This window comes from Terrisporobacter othiniensis, from assembly GCF_000808015.1.
GTDB lineage: Bacteria > Bacillota > Clostridia > Peptostreptococcales > Peptostreptococcaceae > Terrisporobacter > Terrisporobacter muris.
Genome location: NZ_JWHR01000091.1, coordinates 12,266 through 33,504 on the forward strand (window position 1 = coordinate 12,266; position 21,239 = coordinate 33,504).

The 21,239-nt window shown below is 31.5% G+C and carries 19 protein-coding genes and 2 riboswitches; of the genes, 1 reads left to right on the forward strand and 18 read right to left on the reverse strand.

The annotated features are described in order from the left end of the window. Positions 1-37 precede the first annotated feature (37 nt). The 4 genes from panF to QX51_RS09895 are packed head-to-tail and all read right to left on the reverse strand — an operon-like array spanning position 38 to position 4,059. Positions 38-1,534: a sodium/pantothenate symporter gene (gene panF / locus QX51_RS09880; protein ID WP_039679752.1), complete on the reverse strand. Its 1,497-nt coding sequence runs from the start codon at positions 1,532-1,534 to the stop codon at positions 38-40. Further along, entirely contained in the window at positions 1,534-1,857 is a 324-nt protein-coding gene (locus QX51_RS09885) for a YhdT family protein (protein ID WP_052232985.1), read from the reverse strand. Before QX51_RS09885 ends, panF begins: the two co-directional genes overlap by 1 nt. Positions 1,858-1,882: 25 nt before the next feature. Beyond that, positions 1,883-3,133 carry a M20 family metallopeptidase gene (locus QX51_RS09890; RefSeq protein ID WP_039679754.1) on the reverse strand — a complete coding sequence of 417 codons (1,251 nt, stop codon included), beginning with the start codon at positions 3,131-3,133 and terminating at the stop codon, positions 1,883-1,885. A 14-nt stretch (positions 3,134-3,147) separates the two neighbouring features. After that, positions 3,148-4,059 carry a ketopantoate reductase family protein gene (locus tag QX51_RS09895; RefSeq protein ID WP_039679755.1) on the reverse strand — a complete coding sequence of 304 codons (912 nt, stop codon included), beginning with the start codon at positions 4,057-4,059 and terminating at the stop codon, positions 3,148-3,150. 777 nt (positions 4,060-4,836) lie between these two features. Between QX51_RS09895 and QX51_RS20665 the strand changes: the two genes are divergently transcribed. Further along, a complete protein-coding gene (locus QX51_RS20665; RefSeq protein ID WP_161791918.1) occupies positions 4,837-4,986 on the forward strand; it encodes a hypothetical protein in 150 nt (49 codons plus the stop codon). 107 nt (positions 4,987-5,093) lie between these two features. Here QX51_RS20665 and grdC read toward each other — a convergent pair whose 3' ends face one another. The 14 genes from grdC to QX51_RS09985 all read right to left on the reverse strand — a co-directional run bounded on the left by grdC (position 5,094) and on the right by QX51_RS09985 (position 21,236). Then, entirely contained in the window at positions 5,094-7,661 is a 2,568-nt protein-coding gene (grdC, locus tag QX51_RS09900; protein ID WP_039679756.1) for a glycine/sarcosine/betaine reductase complex component C subunit beta, read from the reverse strand. A 92-nt stretch (positions 7,662-7,753) separates the two neighbouring features. After that, positions 7,754-8,224 (reverse strand): glycine/sarcosine/betaine reductase complex selenoprotein A, encoded by a 471-nt coding sequence (grdA, locus tag QX51_RS09905; RefSeq protein WP_082007822.1) that lies wholly within the window; start codon positions 8,222-8,224, stop codon positions 7,754-7,756. Between the two features lie 155 nt (positions 8,225-8,379). Beyond that, positions 8,380-8,697, reverse strand: coding sequence for a thioredoxin TrxA (gene trxA, locus QX51_RS09915; RefSeq protein ID WP_039679759.1), 318 nt, complete (start codon positions 8,695-8,697; stop codon positions 8,380-8,382). 67 nt (positions 8,698-8,764) lie between these two features. Next, positions 8,765-9,709: a thioredoxin-disulfide reductase gene (gene trxB, locus QX51_RS09920; RefSeq protein ID WP_039679760.1), complete on the reverse strand. Its 945-nt coding sequence runs from the start codon at positions 9,707-9,709 to the stop codon at positions 8,765-8,767. A 62-nt stretch (positions 9,710-9,771) separates the two neighbouring features. Beyond that, positions 9,772-11,073, reverse strand: coding sequence for a glycine reductase complex selenoprotein B (gene grdB / locus QX51_RS09930; RefSeq protein ID WP_079764867.1), 1,302 nt, complete (start codon positions 11,071-11,073; stop codon positions 9,772-9,774). A gap of 18 nt (positions 11,074-11,091) precedes the next feature. Then, positions 11,092-12,372: a glycine/sarcosine/betaine reductase component B subunit gene (locus QX51_RS09935; protein WP_039679763.1), complete on the reverse strand. Its 1,281-nt coding sequence runs from the start codon at positions 12,370-12,372 to the stop codon at positions 11,092-11,094. 140 nt (positions 12,373-12,512) lie between these two features. Beyond that, on the reverse strand, positions 12,513-12,875 hold the full coding sequence (locus QX51_RS09940; RefSeq protein ID WP_039679764.1) for a GrdX family protein: 363 nt from the start codon (positions 12,873-12,875) through the stop codon (positions 12,513-12,515). A gap of 168 nt (positions 12,876-13,043) precedes the next feature. After that, positions 13,044-13,143, reverse strand: a riboswitch (glycine riboswitch). A 241-nt stretch (positions 13,144-13,384) separates the two neighbouring features. Beyond that, the gene (gene grdA, locus QX51_RS09945; protein ID WP_079764866.1) at positions 13,385-13,855 is read right to left on the reverse strand and encodes a glycine/sarcosine/betaine reductase complex selenoprotein A; all 471 of its coding nucleotides are present in this window, start codon (positions 13,853-13,855) and stop codon (positions 13,385-13,387) included. A 24-nt stretch (positions 13,856-13,879) separates the two neighbouring features. Beyond that, positions 13,880-15,187, reverse strand: a complete 1,308-nt coding sequence (gene grdB, locus QX51_RS09960; protein ID WP_152607228.1) for a glycine reductase complex selenoprotein B — start codon at positions 15,185-15,187, stop codon at positions 13,880-13,882. A 13-nt stretch (positions 15,188-15,200) separates the two neighbouring features. Further along, the gene (locus QX51_RS09965; protein ID WP_039679768.1) at positions 15,201-16,481 is read right to left on the reverse strand and encodes a glycine/sarcosine/betaine reductase component B subunit; all 1,281 of its coding nucleotides are present in this window, start codon (positions 16,479-16,481) and stop codon (positions 15,201-15,203) included. 371 nt (positions 16,482-16,852) lie between these two features. Next, positions 16,853-16,955, reverse strand: a riboswitch (glycine riboswitch). A gap of 232 nt (positions 16,956-17,187) precedes the next feature. After that, positions 17,188-18,774, reverse strand: a complete 1,587-nt coding sequence (locus QX51_RS09970; RefSeq protein WP_039679769.1) for an amidohydrolase — start codon at positions 18,772-18,774, stop codon at positions 17,188-17,190. 183 nt (positions 18,775-18,957) lie between these two features. Continuing rightward, the gene (locus QX51_RS09975; protein WP_039679770.1) at positions 18,958-19,467 is read right to left on the reverse strand and encodes a GNAT family N-acetyltransferase; all 510 of its coding nucleotides are present in this window, start codon (positions 19,465-19,467) and stop codon (positions 18,958-18,960) included. Positions 19,468-19,581: 114 nt separating this feature from the next. After that, positions 19,582-20,523: an ROK family glucokinase gene (locus QX51_RS09980; protein ID WP_039679771.1), complete on the reverse strand. Its 942-nt coding sequence runs from the start codon at positions 20,521-20,523 to the stop codon at positions 19,582-19,584. A gap of 41 nt (positions 20,524-20,564) precedes the next feature. After that, positions 20,565-21,236, reverse strand: coding sequence for a LacI family DNA-binding transcriptional regulator (locus tag QX51_RS09985; protein WP_052232986.1), 672 nt, complete (start codon positions 21,234-21,236; stop codon positions 20,565-20,567). Between the last annotated feature and the right edge of the window lie 3 nt (positions 21,237-21,239).

The following is a 21,239-nucleotide window of genomic DNA, read 5'->3' on the forward strand; positions in this document are numbered from 1 at the left end:
CCCCTAATTATAATTATATATTATTTTTGAATATAATTTACTTAGAATATACTCCCCAGAACAATTCTAGAATTTCATATGATGGTGACTTTGTTGATTTTGATACTATTATAAATGAAACTAATGATATAACTAACGGAAGCACTATTGTATGCATTCCCAAAGGTCTTGGCCATACATAACTAAATAATACATAAGTACCTATTCCGGATATAATTGCTGCTAATGCTCCCTGTGCGTTTGCTCTTTTCCAATATAGTCCTAATATTATTGGCCATAAGAAAGTTGCTATTATACCTGCATTTGCATATAAGTTTAACCAAACTATTAAATCTGGTGGGTTAAAAGCAACTATATATATGATTACACCTAAAACACTTGTAGCTAATATACTAATTTTGCCTATTTTTTTTGAATTAGATTTTATTTTAGGATTTATATAATTTATATATAAATCATTTACTATTGCACCTGATGCCACTAATAATTGAGAATCTACCGTAGACATTATTGATGCTAAAGGACCTGCTAATAATAAACCTGCTACAACAGAAGGAAATAATTGTGTAGTCAATGTTGGTACAACTAAATCCCCCGATTCTATACCAGTTACTAGAGTACTTCCAAATGCACCTACTAGATGCATACCTAATAATAATATTGCGGAAACTATTGTTCCATATTTTAAACCATCATGTAGACTTTTCGTATCTTTATAACTCATCGCTCTTTGTGATACTGATGGTATTCCTACTACTGCAAAACCAACTAAGATCCAGAATGATGTTACCCAAGCTACTGTCATATGACCTTCAGTTACACCAAAAGGTGTTATAAGTCCTTCATTTATACCTTGCATATTAGTTATTATATTTTCAACTCCGCCACCTGCTATAACCGCTCCTATAAATATACCTATAGTTGCAATTGTCATTATTACACCTTGAACTGTATCTGATATAGTAACTGCCCTAAATCCTCCTATAACTGTATGAACTACAACAGTTACACCAAATGCAGTTAAAGCTACTGAGTATGGAAGACCTACCGATCCTTGTAATAGTCTTGCAGCGCCTACCCATTGAGCAGCCATAGCTGCTATAAAAAATACTACTATAGATAAGGATGTCAATATAACTACTGCATCAGACTTATATCTTTCTCTTAAAAAGTCTGTTATTGTAACGGCATTTATTTTTCTTGAAATTATAGCAAACTTCTTGCCTAAAACGGCTAAAGTAAAATATCCAGTCGGCATTTGTGCCATTGCTAAAAACACCCATGCTAATCCTTGAGTATATGCTGTTCCAGGTCCACCTATAAAACTTCCTGCACTAAGATATGTTGTTACAAGAGTCATAGCTAAAACAAATCCTCCAAGTCCTCTTCCACCTGTCATATACTCATCCATAAATTCACCATCATCGCTATTTCTAGCTTTGTTTACGAACTTCATAGAGTAAAATCCAACTCCAAATACAACTATAAAGTATAATAAAATCGGTATTAATACACCGTAGTTTATAGAGTTCATTATTTATACTCCTTTCTATATTCTTCAATTTCTTCTTCTGATAATGCTTCTAGGGACATATTTTTAAAATATTTATTTATCATTACAACTGTAAGAATTGAAAAAAGAATGCTACCTACTATACAACTCATAAAAAACCATGTTGGAAATCCCATAATATAAGTATATTCTGAAACTGGTTTTGATCCTAAACCATATCCCCAACTAAACCACCATATTAAGTTGAAAATTCCAAGACCAAGGCCCATCCAAGCTTCCTTGTTACATTGCTTATATCTAGGATCTTCTATAAAAATATTTTTTTTACCCTTATTATCTTCCATAGGATTACTCTCCTTTTTTAGCATATTAATATTCTTCATTCAAATAATATAAAGCTGTAAGTGCATACATTTTAGATGTTTCTATAATATCGTCTATTTCACACCACTCGTCAACTTGATGCGGTACTTCTCTATCTCCTGCTCCTGTTACAATTACAGGTATACCTTTTTGACATTGAATAAATGTTCCATCAGTTGCTCCTGGTACTCCATTATAAATTGGCTCTGCATTCATTACCTCTTTATACGCTTTAGCTATAGATTTAACAACTGGTTCTTCCTTAGAAGTTTCTGTCCATGGTCTATCATCTAACACCTCCATTGTTGCAGTAAATTTATCATCTCCTTCTCTAAATTGAGAAGTGAATTCGTCTATAATTCCTTGTATCTGACGTTTTATAGCTTCATGATCTTGACCCGGTACTGTCCTTATATCTAAAGTTATATATGCATCTGAAGGTATAACATTTATTTGAGCAACTCCATTTATTGGCGCTTGTATCATTGTAGGTGTCATACTTGGATATCCTAAATACTCATGTTTACCAAGTCTTAGTTTTTCAAATGTTTCTAATCGTCTAACTTCGCATATAACTTTACCTATTGCCCAATTAGGACAATTTCCCGATAATGGCATACATCCATGTGCCATTTTCCCATAAAAATTAATTTTAATTCTAAGAGCTCCTTTTTGGAATATACATAAGTTTTTTTCTTCTGGTTCACAAATAACTGCTGCATCTACTTTATCTGCCCATCCATTATTTATGAAACTTTTTATTCCAAGCATTAACCCTTCTTCATCACAAGGTATACATAATAATATATTTCCACTAAACTTTTCCTTAGCATCTTTTATAGCTTTAACTGCATATACAGCAGCTGCTAAATTTTGTTTAGTATCGCAAGATCCTCTGCCATAAATTCTTTTTTTACCATCTACTTCTACTATCTCCCCACCAAATGGATCATACGTCCATTGTTCATAATCTCCTGCAGAAACAACATCTGTATGTCCTTCAAATAATATAGTCTTACCTGAGTCTTCACCTCTTAGAAAAGCAATCACATTTGGTCTATTCTTTACTGCATCTTCAATATAAACTTCAAAACCTTCTTTTTTTAAAAAATCAAATACATATTGGGCTACCCTGCTTTCATTTGCATCTTCATCTTCTGAATCAAATACACTATTAATTTGTATTAACTCCCTGGTAAAATTAATAAGACCTTCTGAATCCAACATCTCTAATACCTTTTCATAGTCACATTTCATAATATTACTCCCCCCTATTTTAAATCGTTTATTGATTTTACAAGCTTGACAATTGTACTGTTAATTGGAGTACTAATTCCAAGTTTTTCGCCAACTTTTACAACTGCTCCATTTATCTTATCTATCTCTGTTTCTCTTTTATTTAAAATATCTTGTAACATTGATGATTTATTGCTGTAAGTATTGCTAGCCACATTTTTAACTTTTTCTAATGTTTCATCCTTTTCTAAATTTATTCCTATTTCTTTAGCTATAGATACACTTTCATCAACCAAATCTTTTATTAAATCAAGACTATAGCTTGATTCAAGCAACTTTCCATTTTCTATTTTCAAAATCGCAGTTAATGGATTTATTGCAATATTTATAATTAATTTTGACCATATTAGTTCTAAAATATTTTCACTTATATCTGTGTCTATGCCACAATACTCCATATTTTTTTTTATTTTTTCTGCTTTATACTTTGACTTCTCATCTAATGGTCCTATATATGTCATACCAACACCTGCATGTTTAATTTTTCCAGGCCCAAGTAAAGTAGCTCCATGAGAAGTAGTTCCTACAATTATATTTTCTCTTTTTACTACAGTTTCTATGTCTTCTGTGTTTCCATACCCATTTTGTAATGACAGGACTATAGTATCGTCACATATTATATCTTGATTTGACTGAATTGCTTTTAAAGTATGTATGGATTTTACAAATACTATAACTAAATCAAGATGTGGTACTAATTTTGAATCTGTTGTAGCTTTAGGATATACTATATTCTCTACTTTATCTTCTACTATTTTTAATCCATCTCTATTGATACAATCTATATGTTCTTTCCATATATCTATTAGATATACATCATTTTGTTTAGATAATATTCCTCCATATAAACTTCCCATAGCCCCTGCACCTATAATTCCTATTTTCATACATCCACCACCTTGTATTATACATTTAAATAATTTTCGTTCTACAATGTGAAACATCGTTTCATATTGTTATATTTAGATTATAATTCAACACTTCCCCAAATGTAACCGTTTTCAAAGAAGTATACAGTATTTTTTTTATATATAATTTTTACATAACACAATAAAGATGTTATTTATTTTAATTATTAAGAATACTCCTAATATCTAATTCTTTTTCATTATAGCAATTAGAAGTTGATTAAATGCAACTTCTATATTTTATTCATCATCTTAATATTCGTTGTTATCACTTAGTTTCACGAATTTCTCATAGATTTGAGATCAATAAATTTCCTGATAGTATAATATTTAGTTGACTTTTAAATATTGACTTTTTTCAAAATAACGTAAAAGTCAATTATGTAATAAAAGTAGTTGGCTATCAATAAAAAAATATTACTGCAAAAATAATTGGTAAAACAATTAATGATATTCAAAGTGAGATATTAGATAAGTTTTTAGATACTAGATGGAATAAATCAAAAAATAAAATAGTTCTTTGGATATACTCACACTGTAACAAACGTAGTTTTTTTGTCAAAATAGGCCATAAATTAGGAAAGTTAAAAATATTGGAAGGTGAGATAAAGTTTAATTTATATCAAGTTACATGTAAATCTTGTAGAAAGATATTTTCACTATTTCCGCAGTTATTAGGATTAAAATAAAGAGATTCTGAAATATATCTTGTAATTTAACCAGTAAAAATAACTGTTAAAAATGGTAAAACTTATAATGAAGAAGACTATTTGCTTTTATGCTAACAAAAGCTTAAAATCCCAACTATCAAAACATTCTTTTGATAATGTAATAGTCGATGAATATACTAGTCATCTAAATTTAGTTAAGGATGTATTTGAAGAGACTACGCATATAAAGATGTAAATGGCACATAACGAGGCATTTAAATGTCAAGAAAAGCTTGCACTATTAATTTCCTCATATTATAAAAAAAGGAAGAAAATAAAAATTTTCTTCCTTTTTTGCACTACTTATTCACTTATAAATTTTGCTTCTATTAATAATGCTCTAGATTTTTCTAGATTAGTAGGACTAACAAGTACTATTGGTCCTGTACAACCCATTCCACTTTCAGCGTATATTTTATTTTTCCATAAAACTTCTACTGCATCTTCCAAGTCCATTACGTCTATTCCAGATATTTGCTCTGTAACAACTTCTTTTTCTGGAGCTTCTACTTTTTCTTCAGATGTTGTAGTTGATTCCGGCTTAGATTTTTTTAGTCCTTGTAAAACTTCATTAAATCCAGCATTTTCAACTTTTGCAAATTCTTCTTTTGATATGTTATGAACATCATTATTTACAAGTTCAGCTGCAAACTTAATTGCTCCTTCTATAACTGGTGCACCTGATGCTCTTGATATAATCATTATTAATTTATTGAAATCTTTCCCTATTCCTGGTCCGTATCCATAACCTACTGATTCATATTTCCCACCTGAATTATAAGCAGAGAACATCTTAATTAATAAATTTCCTGTTAATGAGTCTGTAACCATTACATCAGCTGATGCTGTCATCAAATCGTTACCTCTCATAACTATTCCACCATCTGCTCTATCAGACTGTGCAAAGTTTATATCATATCCTTTTTCTTTTAAAGCTTTCAGTGCTATTTCCACTTGTCTAGCACCATCTACATTAGCTATACCTACAGTTGGATTTTTTATTCCACAAGCCTTTGCAGTTATTATTCCATAGATAGCATTTTTAACCATTCCTTCTACTCTATCAGCAGAAGAAGTTCCTGTTGTAGTTGCTATGAACATTTCTCTTCCTTTTTCAGGAGTTATAACCCTACCTACTGTTGATACTCCTATTGGGAATGGATAATGCATAGTTACAGCTCCATCAACTTTTTTACTGTCTAAAAGCCCTTCCATTAACTCATGAGCTTCTTTTTCACAGTCAGTTTTAACATGCTTTAGCCCTTCAGCACTTTCACTGCCTATAGTTGTAACCGAAATATTTGACTTAGTAGCTTTTAGAGCACCTTCTATTACATTAGCTTCCCCATGCTCACTACCTAAAGTAGTTATTGCTATTTTAGGTATCTTAACATCTACTGATTCATCTTCTTCTAAATCTTGGATTTTCTTAGCTTGGTTTTCTTCTATTACAAAAGATATACCATCAAATAGATTTGTCATTCTTCCAAGGAATAAACTTCCTTTACCAACTATCATGGCATTTCTAATTTTACCATTCATTATATCTTCTCTTGCAAACCCTAAATAAGGTACTCCTGATGGAATATGTCCTTGAGTTGGAGCCCAACCCACCATTCCATGTTTTTCTATAAATGATAGTAATTCTTTTCTATCTAAATCACCCTTTTTAACTGCTAGAGCACCTATCATTTTGTAGTTAGAATTTGGAACATCTCCAGCGCCTGCAGGCTTAGTTATATCAGGGTTTTGCATTTCTGCTGAATACTTATCTATATCAGTAATTTTAAGTCCTGCTTTATCAAGTGGTTCACTAACTAGTGAAGTTATTACAGCTTGTGGAGAAGATCCAGTTCCAACATTATGACGTCCCACCATATCATTTCTTATTTCAGGGCTTACACCATCATTTTCACTTACTAATACTGCAAATCCAGCAACCATATCTTCAAGAATTGGCATACCTTTTTTTACATGGTCTTTACCATTCATTCCAAGTTTTGCAGTAGAACCACCAGCACAAACTATTACATTTTTAAAAGTTCCACTCTTAACAAGAGCTGCAGCATGAACCATTGCATGAGCTGGCCCTGCGCAGAATCCTCTAACATCTGAACCTGTTGCATTGTTAAGTCCTGCTATTTCAGCAGCAGCTTTGGCAAAGTTTCCTCCACCTCTTTGGTTCATATCACCACACGCTTCTTCACAACAATCTATAACATAATCTATGTCATCCTTATTAACATTATTTTTATCAAGCATATTCATTATAGAGAATGAACAAGAAGCTTTTGATACTAAGTTTTCAAATAATACATGTGCAGATAAGTTAGTGTCTACATCATGAGCATTTTTTATGCAACCTACTACTTCTCCATTATTATATAAAGGTTCTGCATGCTCTTCTTCTATAAATTTCATTATAGTATCTAATTCTTCACCTTCTTTAATTTTTTCAACTAAATCAGATGAGATTAACTTATTCTCACTTAATAAATTCTTGCTTAAAGATGCAAAGTTTTTTTCTAATTTAACTAAATCAAATACATCACATATTTGCATTAATCCTATAAACTCTTCTTGTGGCATTATTTCTCCAAACTTACCATATTTACTAGCGTCTGGAGCTTCTTTATCATGCCAAGGCATTTCATATTTCGATAATTCATCTGGAGTTATATTCCCTATATATGCTTGATTTGGTGGATATTTTACCACTTCATCATAAGTTCTTATATGATCTTTTAATACTTTTAAATACTCAGAATCTGGATTAACTACTCTCTCAGTAGTTTGAGTAGTCCCGTTATGAATTACCATATCAGGAGTATGAGCAAGTATGTATCCTGCTGCTTTTAATACACTATTCATATTGTTCCCCCTATTTTGAAATTAGCTAATCAATAAGAGTTATAAGTAATCCTTACCGATTAGCTAATTTATTTTAATATTTATAGATTTTCTTAATATTTACAGAATTGATCTCTTATAGATGACATTTCGCCTACTATATCATCAACATCTAATACCATTTCCATCATACCTATTTGCTCGTCATAAACACCAGCATCAAATTCTTCTTTTACTTGTGGCTCACAAGCATGGTATACTTGAAGTCCTAACTGGACTCCTGTCAATGGACCTGCATATGTTGGGTCACCTGCAGTTACAGTTTCTGCAGCAAGTCCTGCAGCTTCACCTTCTGCAGCACCTAGCATAACAACAACATTTTCACAACCAAATTCTTCAGCAAATTCTTTTACTCTTTTTTGGTTTTCTAGATCCATTGCTCCAGCAGCAGTTCAGACAAAGCATTCAGTTGAAGAGAAAATTACCTCTCCACCAGCTGTCTTTACACATTCTTCTATTGCTGGACCAGGAATACCATCTCTGTCACCGATTATGATGACTTTCTTATTTTCTAATATACTCATTAGAAATACCTCCTGTCCTTATTTTTTTATTTTAATAACAGATATATAACTAATTTACAGTCACACATCCATCATACTATAAACCATTTTTTATAGATGTTTTAAGCAACGCATATATCTACAGTGAAGCAAAGATATACCGTTGGCGCCATACCTTATAAGTATTTTTTGATCATTGCTTCGATGTTTTCTTCAGTTGCATCATCTTTAATAACTTCGTCAATCTTAGCTCCATCTTTATATATAGCAATAACTGGTAAACCTAATATTTTTTCACTTATAGCAAGTCTTCTTGCTTTAGTTGTATTTAATTTAGTGAACTTTAATTGCTCTCCATATTTTTCACTTAAGGCCTCAACTGTAGGCATTAAAGCTGCACAAGGCTCACAACCATCACCAAAAAAATCTACTAATACATATCCTTCACCTTCAAGAACTTCTGTCTTAAAAGTATTTTTATCAACTACTAACATTTTATATCCTCCTTTTTTATTTAAGCAACGGAGTTGTCTGATGTTAAGCAAAGACAACTCGTTGGCGTTATGAGCATGGCGAATTTTCTATATATTTCTCAGCTTGAACAGCTGCTATAGCACCATCTGCTACTGCAGTTACTACCTGTCTTAAAGATTTAACTCTAACATCCCCTGCAGCAAATACTCCATCAATATTTGTCTTCATGTCTTCATCTGTAACTATATATCCATTTTCTAGAGTTAATATATCTTTGAATAATTCAGTCTTTGGAAGATATCCAATAAATCCAAATAATCCAAAAGTCATGTCTTCTTCATCAGCTTCTATAGTTGTTAATTCGCCTGTTTTCACATTTTCAACAACCATATAGCTTAAGATTCCATCTCCACCTAACTCTTTAACTTTAGAGTCCCACATGAATTTTATTTTTTCGTTCTTAAAAGCCTTATCTTGTATAGATTTAGCAGCTCTAAGTTCATCTCTTCTATGAATTATTGTTACGCTTCTACCAAACTTCGTAAGATACATAGCTTCTTCTACAGCTGTATCCCCACCACCAACTACATATATATCAAGGTCTTCAAAGAAAGATCCATCACATGTAGCACAATATGAAACACCTTTTCCTGTATATTCTTTTTCGCCTACACAGCCTATCGGTCTTGATGAAGCTCCTGTAGCTACAATTATTGTTTTAGCTTTATATACATCTTTTTTGCCTCTTAGTTGTTTTATAGAACCCTCTAAAAATACAGATTCTATCTCATCATAAACAACCTCAGCTCCAAAATTAAGTACTTGTTTATGCATTCTATCTATTAAAGTAGGGCCAGACTCACCTTCTAAGCATCCTGGGTAATTTTCAACCTCAGAAGTTAATGCTATTTGGCCACCTTCTTTTTTCTTTTCAATTACTAAAGTGTTTAATCTTGCCCTCCCTGCATATAATGCAGCTGAAAGTCCTGCTGGGCCTCCACCGATAACGATGACATCATATAGCTTACTCACTATATCCCCTCCCATATTATTAAAATTTTTAGATTTTAAAATCTTAAATTTAAGCAAATTTTTTATTCAAATACAGTTTGGTCTTCAACTTCAGTTTGTAAAGCTTTTAATGCTTTTTCAACTAAGTGTCTTCTTATTTTTTGTTCTTCCTCTAATGGTAATGCTGGATTTCCAAGAGGATGAGGGATTGCTATTGTTGGTACTATTCTATTAGCTCCAACTGTTAAAGAAATAGGTACTACTGTACACATGTGTACTACTGGTATTCCAGCTCTTTCTATTTCTTTTACCATCGTTGCACCGCAACGAGTACAAGTACCTCACGTACTAGTTAGAATTACAGCGTCAACACCATCTGCAACTAATTCTTTAGCTATTTCAGCAGCATACTTCTTAGCATTTGCAACTGCAGTTCCGTTACCAACAGTTGTATAGAAGTATTGATGTAAACTTCCTATTACACCTTGCTCTTCAAATTCTCTAAGTACATCTACTGGTAAAACTCTATCTGGCTCTTCATTTGCATAAACTGGGTCATATCCACCATGAGCAGTTTCATGATCAGCACTACTTAATACCTTAAATGAACTTATATCATATTTTCCAAATTTAGAAGCACTTGAAGATTCTATATGATCTGGATTTCCTTTTGGAACTATACCACCAGAAGTAACAAGAGCTATTTTAGCTTTACTTATATCTTTAACTGCTTTATTTGGCTCTACTCTATCAAAATTAGGCATTGGATACTCAGTAGTAAACTCCTTACCATTTAACTTTTTAATTAACATTTCTACTGCTCTCTTAGATCCTCTTTCTTTTTCAAAGAAGTTCTTTCTTATACCATTAGGCATATATCCTTCTTCAACAGATGCACCTATTTCTTCACCTTTTGCAAGTTTAAGGGCAAGAGGAGCCATAACTTTAACAGCATCCCTCATTCCTACTGCTGAATTTTTAGTAGAAACCATGTAAACTTTATTTTTGAACATATCTGCACCTGGATTTTCTACGTACATACCAGTTAATGAAGGTATTTCTAACTCTTCTTTAACAGCAGTAGCTATAGTTCCACAAGCAACACCATATCTACCTGCATTAAATGCTGGACCTGCTATAAACACATCCGGATTATACTTTTTAACCATATCTAAAACTTCTTTTTTAGCTTCTTCTAAATTTTCATTAAAGTAAGAGTCACCACATATTACTGTAGCTACTATTTCTGCTTCTCCTTTAAATGCTGCATTGAAAGCAACACCTGGCCCCACTATTCCCTCTCTAACCTCAGGTTTAACATGAGCCATTTCTTCCCCACCTATTTGTGCGAAAAATTGATTTATATATTGAACAACTTTTATCATCTTCAAACCCCCTTTCAACTATCTAGCACTTAATTTATTAAATCCAAGTTCATTAGTAGCTCCAGTTATTACTTGAAGCTCTGCAACTATTGAACCATCTGGTTGTAAACTTCCATCAAATCCACCAGCTATAACATCAGCTACCTCAGCATATCCAATTACTTTATCCATTGGAGGAAGAGTAACTACCATATTTGCATTTCCACCTGTAACAACTGCATTTGCAAGAGGATCAGCATCAGCTAATGATTGAGATTTTCCATCTCTACCTGCATATTCATCAGTAACTATAACTGTTTTTATACCTTTTTCCTCTATCTTTTTACAGTTCATTATTAAGTCTGTATCTGGGTTACCAAATCCTTCTTGAGTTATAACAACCCCATCAAGTCCTAAAAACTCTGCTAATTTTGCACTCCAGTTAGAAGATCTTTCCTTATCAGCAAGGTAAACGTTTTCATTAGTTAGAATTACCCCAACAAAGTTTAACTCTTTACCATGCTTTTCAAATAAATCATGTATAACTGGGTTATTTAAATGATGATAAGTTGTGTTTTTGTCACATGCAGAAACACAGTTACCACTTACTACTGCACCATCCATTATTTCTGTTGGATTTATCAAGGTAGATATCGTTTTCTTAGCATCTACTCCATAAACATAAGTATCATGTAATAATCCTTGAGTTTGAAGCATATACACATAAGCTACTCTTGGTAGTTCTGGGTATTTTTTGTATCCTTCTATTATTGAATCTGTTTCATAAACTTCAACTTCATCTGGAGTTATATCTTTAGCTAACTCACCTAAGTATATAGCCGCTTTATATCCAGCATATCTTACAGCTTCTTCGTGATTATGTTGTTTTAAACCATCTGCTGGTTCACAAACTACTACCAAGTTGTTTAATTGAGAGAAAGGTGTATATTTAGAACCCTCACCACTCATATCTATTATTCCTTCTTGGAAACCTACTATCTTTCCTGTTGTAACTACAGCAGAACCTTTAAGTACATTAGTTTTACCCGAGCCAACTGTTGTAACCTTGTTTATCATACCTGGGAAAATTCCACCTGGTCCTTCAACTTTAACTCTTGGTTCTATAACATCTTTAACTGGCATAATACGAGTACTATCGCCTGGTTTTGCTATTTCTAAGTCAACTGACTTAATATTTTCATCTTCCATTAACAAGTCAATTAATTCTTGCTTATTAACATAAATAACTCCATCTTCCACTTTTGAAACATCAGAAAAACATATGTCCTTAATTTTTACATATCCTAATTCTAATTTCAAAAAAATCACCTCCATAAATTTTATTACTTGAGCTAGGTATTTATTTAAAAGCACTCTAAGTGCTATTAAAACATATTAGTATTTCTATGGAATAATCAATTCTACTAAATATATTGCACTTACTTCTAAATACACAATCTTTAAGAAAGAGCGTTTTGAATTATTGATAAATCTACAATTTTAAAATCTTCAATTATTCTATCTGTTAATTCAATAGTGTAATCTTTATCTTTTTTAAATTTATCATAAGTTATAATTGCATTTTCAATAATCATTAAAGATTTGTAATCTAGGATTTTTTTATAATCAGATATTAAGACTGACTTATATGGAGTTTCATTTGGTTTTATGCTACTAGATAGTGGATGAGTCAAAAGTACATATCCTTCATGCACTCTGTCTCTTACATAAAGTAAGATTTCTCTAAAGGAACATTCTTTATAATAGATTTTATAATCATTTTTATATTTTTCATGTACCTTGTTGTTATTAGTTATTATCATATATTTATCCCCCCAGAATATTTCTTTTTGGCAATAAAAATAGCAGAAAGCTACCCTAGCTTTCTGCTCTGTATTTAACCTGAGAGTTTTCCCCTAATATGTAGAGTTGCCCCTTCGGTGCACATATATCTAATGATAAAACTTAAGATATCATGCTTTCCAGAGTTAAGTCGTACTACGGTCCTTTTGCCTGAGAGTATCCCCAACATTCGCTTTATATTGGCTTATTCCTTCGGCGCTTATTACAAGTCTCTCCCGTAATAGTCATCCTTAATATAATAATTATCTTATTATTCTGTCATTTTAATTTTTTATTAATTTTATAGATTTTTTCTATATTAATTTTTTATTAATTTTATAGATTTTTTCTATGTTAATTAGATTATAATTAACTTTATCTATAATAAGCAACAAGTTTTTTTATGTTTTTTCATGTTTTTTTATGTTTTTATTTTTACCATACTCATCACTTTTCACATATTATATTAAGGATAACTAGTTATAAGTTTTTAGTATTTACAATATTGTTCTCTAATAGTAGCCATTTCATTAACTATATCATCAACATCAAGTACCATTTCCATCATTCCTATTTGTTCATCATATACACCTGAGTCAAATTCGTCTTTTACTTGTGCCTCACAAGCATGATATACTTGAAGTCCTAACTGGACTCCTGTCAATGGACCTGCATATGTTGGGTCACCTGCAGTAACTGTTTCAGCAGCAAGACCTGCTGCTTCACCTTCAGCTGCACCTAATAAAACTACAACATTTTCACAGCCGAATTCTTCTGCAAATTCCTTTACTCTTTTTTGATTTTCTAAGTCCATTGCTCCAGCAGCAGTTCAGACAAAACATTCAGTTGAAGAGAATACAACCTCTCCACCTGCAGTTTTTACACACTCTTCTATTGCTGGACCAGGAATACCATCTCTGTCACCAATTATGATGACTTTCTTTTTTTCTAATATACTCATTAGAAATACCTCCTGATCTACATTTTATTCAAATACAGTTTGATCTTCTATTTCAGTTTGTAATGCTTTAAAAGCTTTTGTTACAAGATTTCTTCTTATTTTTTGTTCTTCTTCTAATGGTAATGCTGGGTTTCCAAGAGGATGAGGTATTGCTATTGTTGGTACTATTCTATTAGCTCCAACTGTCAAAGAAATAGGTACTACTGTACACATGTGTACTACTGGTATTCCAGCTCTTTCTATTTCTTTTACCATCGTTGCACCGCAACGAGTACAAGTGCCTCACGTACTAGTTAGAATTACAGCGTCAACACCATCAGCTTTCAACTCCTGAGCATATTTTGCTGCAAATCCTTTTGCATTAGCAACTGAAGTTCCATTTCCTACTGTTGCATAATAATATCTATGAAGCTCTCCTATTACACCTTGCTCTTCAAATTCTCTCATTACATCAACAGGTAAAACCCTGTTTGGATCATCATTAGCATAAACTGGATCATATCCACCATGAGCAGTTTGATGATCTTGACTACTTAATACTTTAAATCCTTCCAAGTCATATTTACCATATTTTGAAGCACTTGAAGATTCTATATGATCTGGATTTCCTTTTGGAACTATGCCTCCAGAAGTAACAAGGGCTATCTTAGCTTTAGACAAATCTTTAATCGCTGGATTTGGAGCTACTCTATCAAAATCAGGCATTGGATATTCAGTTATGAATTCTTCGCCCTTTAATTTTTTGATTAACATTTCTACAGCTCTCTTAGATCCTCTTTCAGCATCAAAGAAATTCTTTCTTATACCATTTGGCATATATCCTTCTTCAACAGATGCACCTATTTTTTCACCTTTTGCAAGCTTAAGAGCAAGAGGGGCCATAACTTTAACAGCGTCTCTCATACCTACTGCAGAGTTTTTAGTAGGAACCATATAAACCTTATCCTTAAACATATCTGCACCTGGGTTTTCTACATACATACCAGTTAATGAAGGTATTCCTAATTCTTCTTTAACAGCAGTAGCTATAGTACCGCAAGCAACACCATATCTCCCTGCATTAAATGCTGGGCCTGCTATAAATACATCTGGGTTATATCCCTTAACCATATCTAAAACTTCTTTTTTAGCTTCTTCTAAGTTTTCATTAAAATAAGAGTCACCACATATTACTGTAGCTACTATTTCTGCTTCTTCTTTAAACGCTGCATTAAAAGCAACTCCTGGCCCAACTATACCTTTTCTCACCTCAGGCTTAACATGAGCCATTTCTTCTCCACCTATTTGTGCGAAAAATTGATTTATATACTGAACAACTTTTATCATCTTCAAACCCCCTTTCTACCTATCTTGCACTTAATTTATTAAAACCAATTTCATTTGTAGATCCTGTAATAACTTGAAGTTCTGCTACTATTGATCCATCTGGTTGTAAGCTACCGTCAAATCCACCAGCTATAACATCGGCTACTTCTGGATAACCTATTACTTTATCCATTGGAGGAAGAGTAACTAATTCATTTGCGTTTCCTCCTGTAACAACTGCATTTGCAAGAGCATCTGCATCTGCTAATGATTGAGATTTTCCATCCCTACCTGCATATTCATCAGTTATTATTACTGTTTTTATTCCTTTTTCTTCTATCTTCTTACAGTTCATAATTAAATCAGTATCTGGATTACCAAATCCTTCTTCGTTGATTATTACACCATCTACACCTAAGAATTCAGCTAGTTTTGCACTCCAGTTAGAAGATCTTTCTTTATCAGCTAAATAAACATTTTCATTTGTTATTATTACGCCAACAAAGTTTAGTTCTTTGCCATGCTTTTCAAATAAATCATGAATAACTGGGTTGTTTAAATGATGATAAGTTGTATTTTTATCACATGCAGAAACACAGTTACCACTTACTATTGCTCCGTCCATTACTTCTGTTGGATAAATCAAAGTAGATATAGTTTTCTTAGCATCTACACCATATACATAAGTATCATGCAATAATCCTTGAGTTTGAAGCATGTACACATAAGCTACTCTTGGTAATTCTGGATATTTCTTATATCCTTCTATTATTGAATCTGTTTCATAAACTTCTGTCTCATCTGGAGTAATATCTTTTGCCAAATCTCCTAAGTATGTTGCTGCTTTATATCCAGCAAATCTTAAGGCTGCTTCATGGTTATGTTGTTTTAATCCATCAATAGGTTCACAAACAACTACCAAGTTATTTAACTTAGAAAATGGAGTATATTTTGCACCTTCACCGCTCATATCAATAATTCCTTCTTGGAATCCAACTATCTTACCTGTTGTAACTACAGCTGAACCTTTAAGGACATTTGTTTTTCCACTTCCCACAGTAGTGACTTTACTCATCATACCTGGGAATATTCCTCCAGGACCTTCAACCTTAACCCTTGGTTCTATAACGTCTTTGACTGGCATTATACGTGTACTATCCCCTGGTTTAGCAATCTCTAAATCAACAGATTTAAGATTCTCATCTTCCATTAATAAGTCTATTAATTCTTGCTTATTAACATAGATAACACCATTTTCTACTTTTGAAACATCGGAAAAGCATATGTCATTAATTTTTACATATCCTAATTCTAATTTCAAAAAAATCACCTCCAAATTTTTTAATTTTTAACTAGGTTTAACATGATTATTTAAAAGCACATTTAAGGCTTATAAATCTTATTTGGTTTTAAATCTGTTGAAATTTATCATATGTCGATATGTTATTTAAGAAGTTTTAGAAATTTATAATCTAAATTTCATTTAGTATTTGATATTATAAATTGGTTTGAGTAAATTTAATTTATTAGTATTTGATGATAGGTAAGATAATATGCCAAAATTTTTACAACAAAAAAGCAGAAAGTTATATAGCTTTCTGCTCTGTATTTAACCTGAGAGTTTCCTCTAAAAGAGTTGCCCCTTCGGTGCAATATGCTCTATCATGTTGTATTATTTGCTTTCCAGAGTTAAGTCCTACTACGGTCCTTTTGCCTGAGATCATCTTTAGCACTCGCTTAGTACTGAATTATTCCTTCGGCTCTTAATTTAATAAGTATCTCCCGCAGTAATCAACCTTATAATATGTATTTTTATTAACATATTCATATACTAGAAAAATATTGTATAAAAATTTATTTCCTTTATTTATTAATTATTTTTATATTACTTATATTATATAAATATTTTTTATAATTTTCAATAAGATTTAGAACTTTTTTATATTATTAAAAAGAAAGAACTACAACATAAGGATTAAAAATCACTTATGTTATAGTTCTTTCTAAAATGTGGTTAAGTCATTAAATTAAGCTTTAAATATAGTATTACCTTCTTTCATAGTTTCCATAACTTTAATATTTCTTATATCATCTGACTCTACTTTTAATGGGTTTTTGTCAAGTATAACTAAGTCAGCTAATTTGCCTTCTTTTATAGTTCCCTTAATATCTTCTTCAAAATATTGATATGCTCCATTTTTAGTAACAGCTTCTAATGCTGCAAGTGCTGGTATTTTTTGATTTTCACCAAGAACTGTTCCATCTTTCATTTTTCTATTTACAGCTATCCACATTGTTTCTATCATATTTGGTTCAATAACTGGTGCATCTTGGTGGAACGTAAATTTAATACCTTCATCTAAAGCAGACTTAGCTGGTGATATTTGACTAGCTCTATCAAATCCAAAGTTATTAACATGAATATCTCCCCAGTGATAAACATGAGCCATAAAGAATGATGGTATCATACCAAGTTTTTTAACTTCTGGCAATTGATCCACACCAATTAATTGGGCATGTATAATTACTGGTCTTATATCATTTGTTGCATTTAACTTATCTTTAGCTATTTTATATTGTTCTAAATATTGAGCTACAGCTGCATCACCATTGCAGTGAGCTAAAAGTTGCATATCTTCTTTTAATGCAGTTTCTATAATTTTTTCTAATTCTTCTTCACCCATAACTGGATAAGCTCTATATCCTTTTTCTTCTCCTAAGTAATCCGTTCTCATATATGCTGTTCTTCCTTGTGGGGATCCATCTAAGAAAGTCTTAAATCCTCCAACTTTGAAATGGTTTTTATATTCTTTTATACATCCTTGCATTTTAGGTAATATTTTATCTTTTTCTCTAATATCAACAAATCCTATATAGTCTAGTTTTAACATATTTGCATTGGCTATGTATGCTAAAAAGTCAGCAAGAGCCGGAACAATCATACCTTCTTGCATTGTTGTTATACCAAAAGATGCATAATCATCTTGCGCTGCTATAACAGCTTTCATAATATCTTCAGTAGAAGGCATTGGAGCTCTTTGAACATTATTAATATATGCATTTTCTTCTACATAACCAGTTAACTTACCATTTTCTTTATAGAATATTCCTCCCTCTGGATCTGGAGTATCATCTGTTATCCCCAAACCTTTCATTGCTAATGAGTTGAATACACCATTATGTCCTGATTTATTTGAAATTATAAGAGGATTGTCTGGAGCAATTTGGTCAACAAAATCAATTCTTGGATAAGTTTTTTCTGCTAAAGTATTGTAGTCAAAATTATTAGCAACTATCCAGTCACCTTTTTTAACATTATTTTTTTCAATAAATTTTTTTATTCTATCAGCTATATCATTAAAATCAACTGCATCTTCTAAATTTACTTGTAATTTAGAGTTTGCATAACCAAAAAAGTGGCTATGTGGGTCAATAAATGATGGTATCAATGTTTTTCCTTGTAAGTCCACCATTTCTGCATCTCCTGCGTCTTTCATTAATTCATCTTTTTTGCCTACTTTAGCAATTTTCCCATCTTGAACTAATACAGCTTCTGCATAAAGTTCATCTTCTAATGTAATAATATCACCATTATAAAATAATTTTTTTGTCATAGATTAACCTCTTTTCATTTATTATTAAATTAGTAATCAATTATATATTGAGCAAATTAAGAGGTTAAAATGTATACATTTTGAAATTTATTATTATTTACTTATAAATTAAAAAAAGATGTCTCAAAAATGAATTAACTCATTTTGAGACATCCTTTATAAATTATATTATCATTTAAAATGTTAATTTTCACTATCATCCTCAAACAAAACTTTTTTCATTATTACAAGTCCAAAACTTTCTCCAAACTTTGTTCCTATATCTGATATAGTTCCACAAGTTCTAAATCCATTGGTATGATAATATCTAACTCCTACTTTATTTTTTGTAGGAATAATTGCTAAAATATTTTTTATACCTAGCTGTCTTGCATCTTCTTCTAACTTTATTAAACAGTAATCTCCTATGCCTAATCCCTTTACTTCATAAGCTAAAAAACAATTAATTACAGCGGTTTCCTTAAATGTCTTGTAACTTTTATAAGAATTTAAAAAACAAAAACCTACTACTTTATCTCTGTTTTTTACTACATAAGCTGGATATCCATTTATTTCTTCTATTAATTTATCAAAAAATCTAGAAGGTAATCTGCTTCTTGGATAAGCTGCATATGTGTTTTCAATATAATAATTATAAATTTCCATTACTTCTTCTGTATATTTATCTGTTAATTTGTCAAAGGTAACTTTCATACTATCCACCTCCTTATATTTATAATTCATTTAGCCTTTTTCCTTTATATTAAATATTCATAAAAAAAATTAGTATGCGATTTATTTTTCACATACTAATTAAATTTCTTTATATTAAATTTCTCCTGCTAATTTTGCTCCTCCAAATATACCTGCATCATTTCCTAATATTGCTAATTTAAATTCTGTATCAGCAGTAGCATAAAATACATTTTCTAAGTAATGCTTTTTTATGCTATTTAACAACATATCTCCTGCTTTTGAAACTCCACCACCTATTACAAAAACTTCTGGGTTACAAATACAAGCTATATTTGATAGCGCCCTCCCTAGAATAGAACTAAACTTTTCTATAACTTTTATAGATAATTCATCATTCTCTTTTGCTAAGTCAAATACATCTTTAGCTGTTATATTTTCAATATATCTTAATTTTGAGTCGCAACTTTCTCTTTCTAAGATTTCCTTAGCTAACCTTGCTATTCCAGTAGCTGATGCATATTGTTCTAAGCACCCTTTTCTTCCACAGTTACAACTTACTTTCTCATGTGGATTTACATTTATATGACCAATTTCTCCACCAGCACCAGTAGCACCAGCTATTACGTGGTTATTTATAATAACACCACCACCAACTCCAGTTCCTAGAGTAACCATTATCATAGTTCTGTAACCTTTTCCTCCACCTTTATACATTTCACCAAGTGCAGCAATATTGGCATCATTCGCCACCTTTACAGGTATATTTAGTAATTCTCCCAATGCTTTTGATACATTAAATACTGACCATCCTAAATTTACACATCCTAACACTGTTCCATCATCTTTTACAGGTCCTGGTACTCCAACCCCAGCTCCTAAAACTTCATCTTTAGATATATTTCTTTCTTCTAAAATAGCATTTATAGACTGTGCAATATCAGATAAAATATATTTTCCATTCTCTATTTTTCTAGTTTCAATCTCCCACTTATACAGTAATTCTCCTTCACTATTAAATAAACCAAATTTTACTGTAGTTCCACCTATATCAATTCCTAGCGAATATTTCTTCATAATAACCCTCCTATTTACTATATATATTTATTGATTTAATTTCAAATATTTCTATTATATAAGACTTTACTTTTCATTTTTTCTACTAAAGATTCTTTTTCAATTAACTTAGTATTTATTATATAATATTTTTCCCCTGGATCTTTACTTTCCAGTTTATCCATCATTATCTTAGCTACATATTGACCTAGATATTTTCCATTTGCCTCATGTATAGATTTTTTCTCATCATCTTCAAAGAATAAAGCCTCTTCCAAATTTTTAGGTAAACTTACTGATACAAAAGGAAATTCTATATCTTTTAAAAACTGAGTAGTAATTTTATCCTCTTCTTCGTGAAATAATAAAATACCTTCTACAAAATTACTCTTTATGAATCTATTAATCCAAGTGTCATCGTTTTCCTTAAAAGCATACATAATAAAATAATCTCTATCTTTAGCACAATTGCTTATACCTCTAAAAACTTGAAGAAAGAAAGGATGGTAAAAGGAATCGCAAATCCATTGTGGTATAATTACTGCTAATATATTAGTTCTTTTGCTTGCTAGACCTCTCGCCATTTCATTTGGAACATAGTTTAATTTCTTTACTGCATCCCAAACTTTTATTTTTGTCTTTTCACTAATTTTACTACTATCCGAAAGAACTCTAGACACGGTAGAAACAGCAACATTAGCTTCTCTTGCTACGTCTTTAATTGTAATCTTCATCCT

Excerpts from the sequence above, each read along its gene's own strand:
- panF (WP_039679752.1), bottom strand. The coding sequence starts at position 1,534 with ATGAACTCTATAAACTACGGTGTATTAATACCGATTTTATTATACTTT.
- QX51_RS09885 (WP_052232985.1), bottom strand. The coding sequence starts at position 1,857 with ATGGAAGATAATAAGGGTAAAAAAAATATTTTTATAGAAGATCCTAGA.
- QX51_RS09890 (WP_039679754.1), bottom strand. The coding sequence starts at position 3,133 with ATGAAATGTGACTATGAAAAGGTATTAGAGATGTTGGATTCAGAAGGT.
- QX51_RS09895 (WP_039679755.1), bottom strand. The coding sequence starts at position 4,059 with ATGAAAATAGGAATTATAGGTGCAGGGGCTATGGGAAGTTTATATGGA.
- QX51_RS20665 (WP_161791918.1), top strand. The coding sequence starts at position 4,837 with ATGAAGAAGACTATTTGCTTTTATGCTAACAAAAGCTTAAAATCCCAA.
- grdC (WP_039679756.1), bottom strand. The coding sequence starts at position 7,661 with ATGAATAGTGTATTAAAAGCAGCAGGATACATACTTGCTCATACTCCT.
- trxA (WP_039679759.1), bottom strand. The coding sequence starts at position 8,697 with ATGTTAGTAGTTGATAAAAATACTTTTAAGACAGAAGTTCTTGAAGGT.
- QX51_RS09940 (WP_039679764.1), bottom strand. The coding sequence starts at position 12,875 with ATGATAATAACTAATAACAACAAGGTACATGAAAAATATAAAAATGAT.
- QX51_RS09970 (WP_039679769.1), bottom strand. The coding sequence starts at position 18,774 with ATGACAAAAAAATTATTTTATAATGGTGATATTATTACATTAGAAGAT.
- QX51_RS09975 (WP_039679770.1), bottom strand. The coding sequence starts at position 19,467 with ATGAAAGTTACCTTTGACAAATTAACAGATAAATATACAGAAGAAGTA.
- QX51_RS09980 (WP_039679771.1), bottom strand. The coding sequence starts at position 20,523 with ATGAAGAAATATTCGCTAGGAATTGATATAGGTGGAACTACAGTAAAA.
- QX51_RS09985 (WP_052232986.1), bottom strand. The coding sequence starts at position 21,236 with ATGAAGATTACAATTAAAGACGTAGCAAGAGAAGCTAATGTTGCTGTT.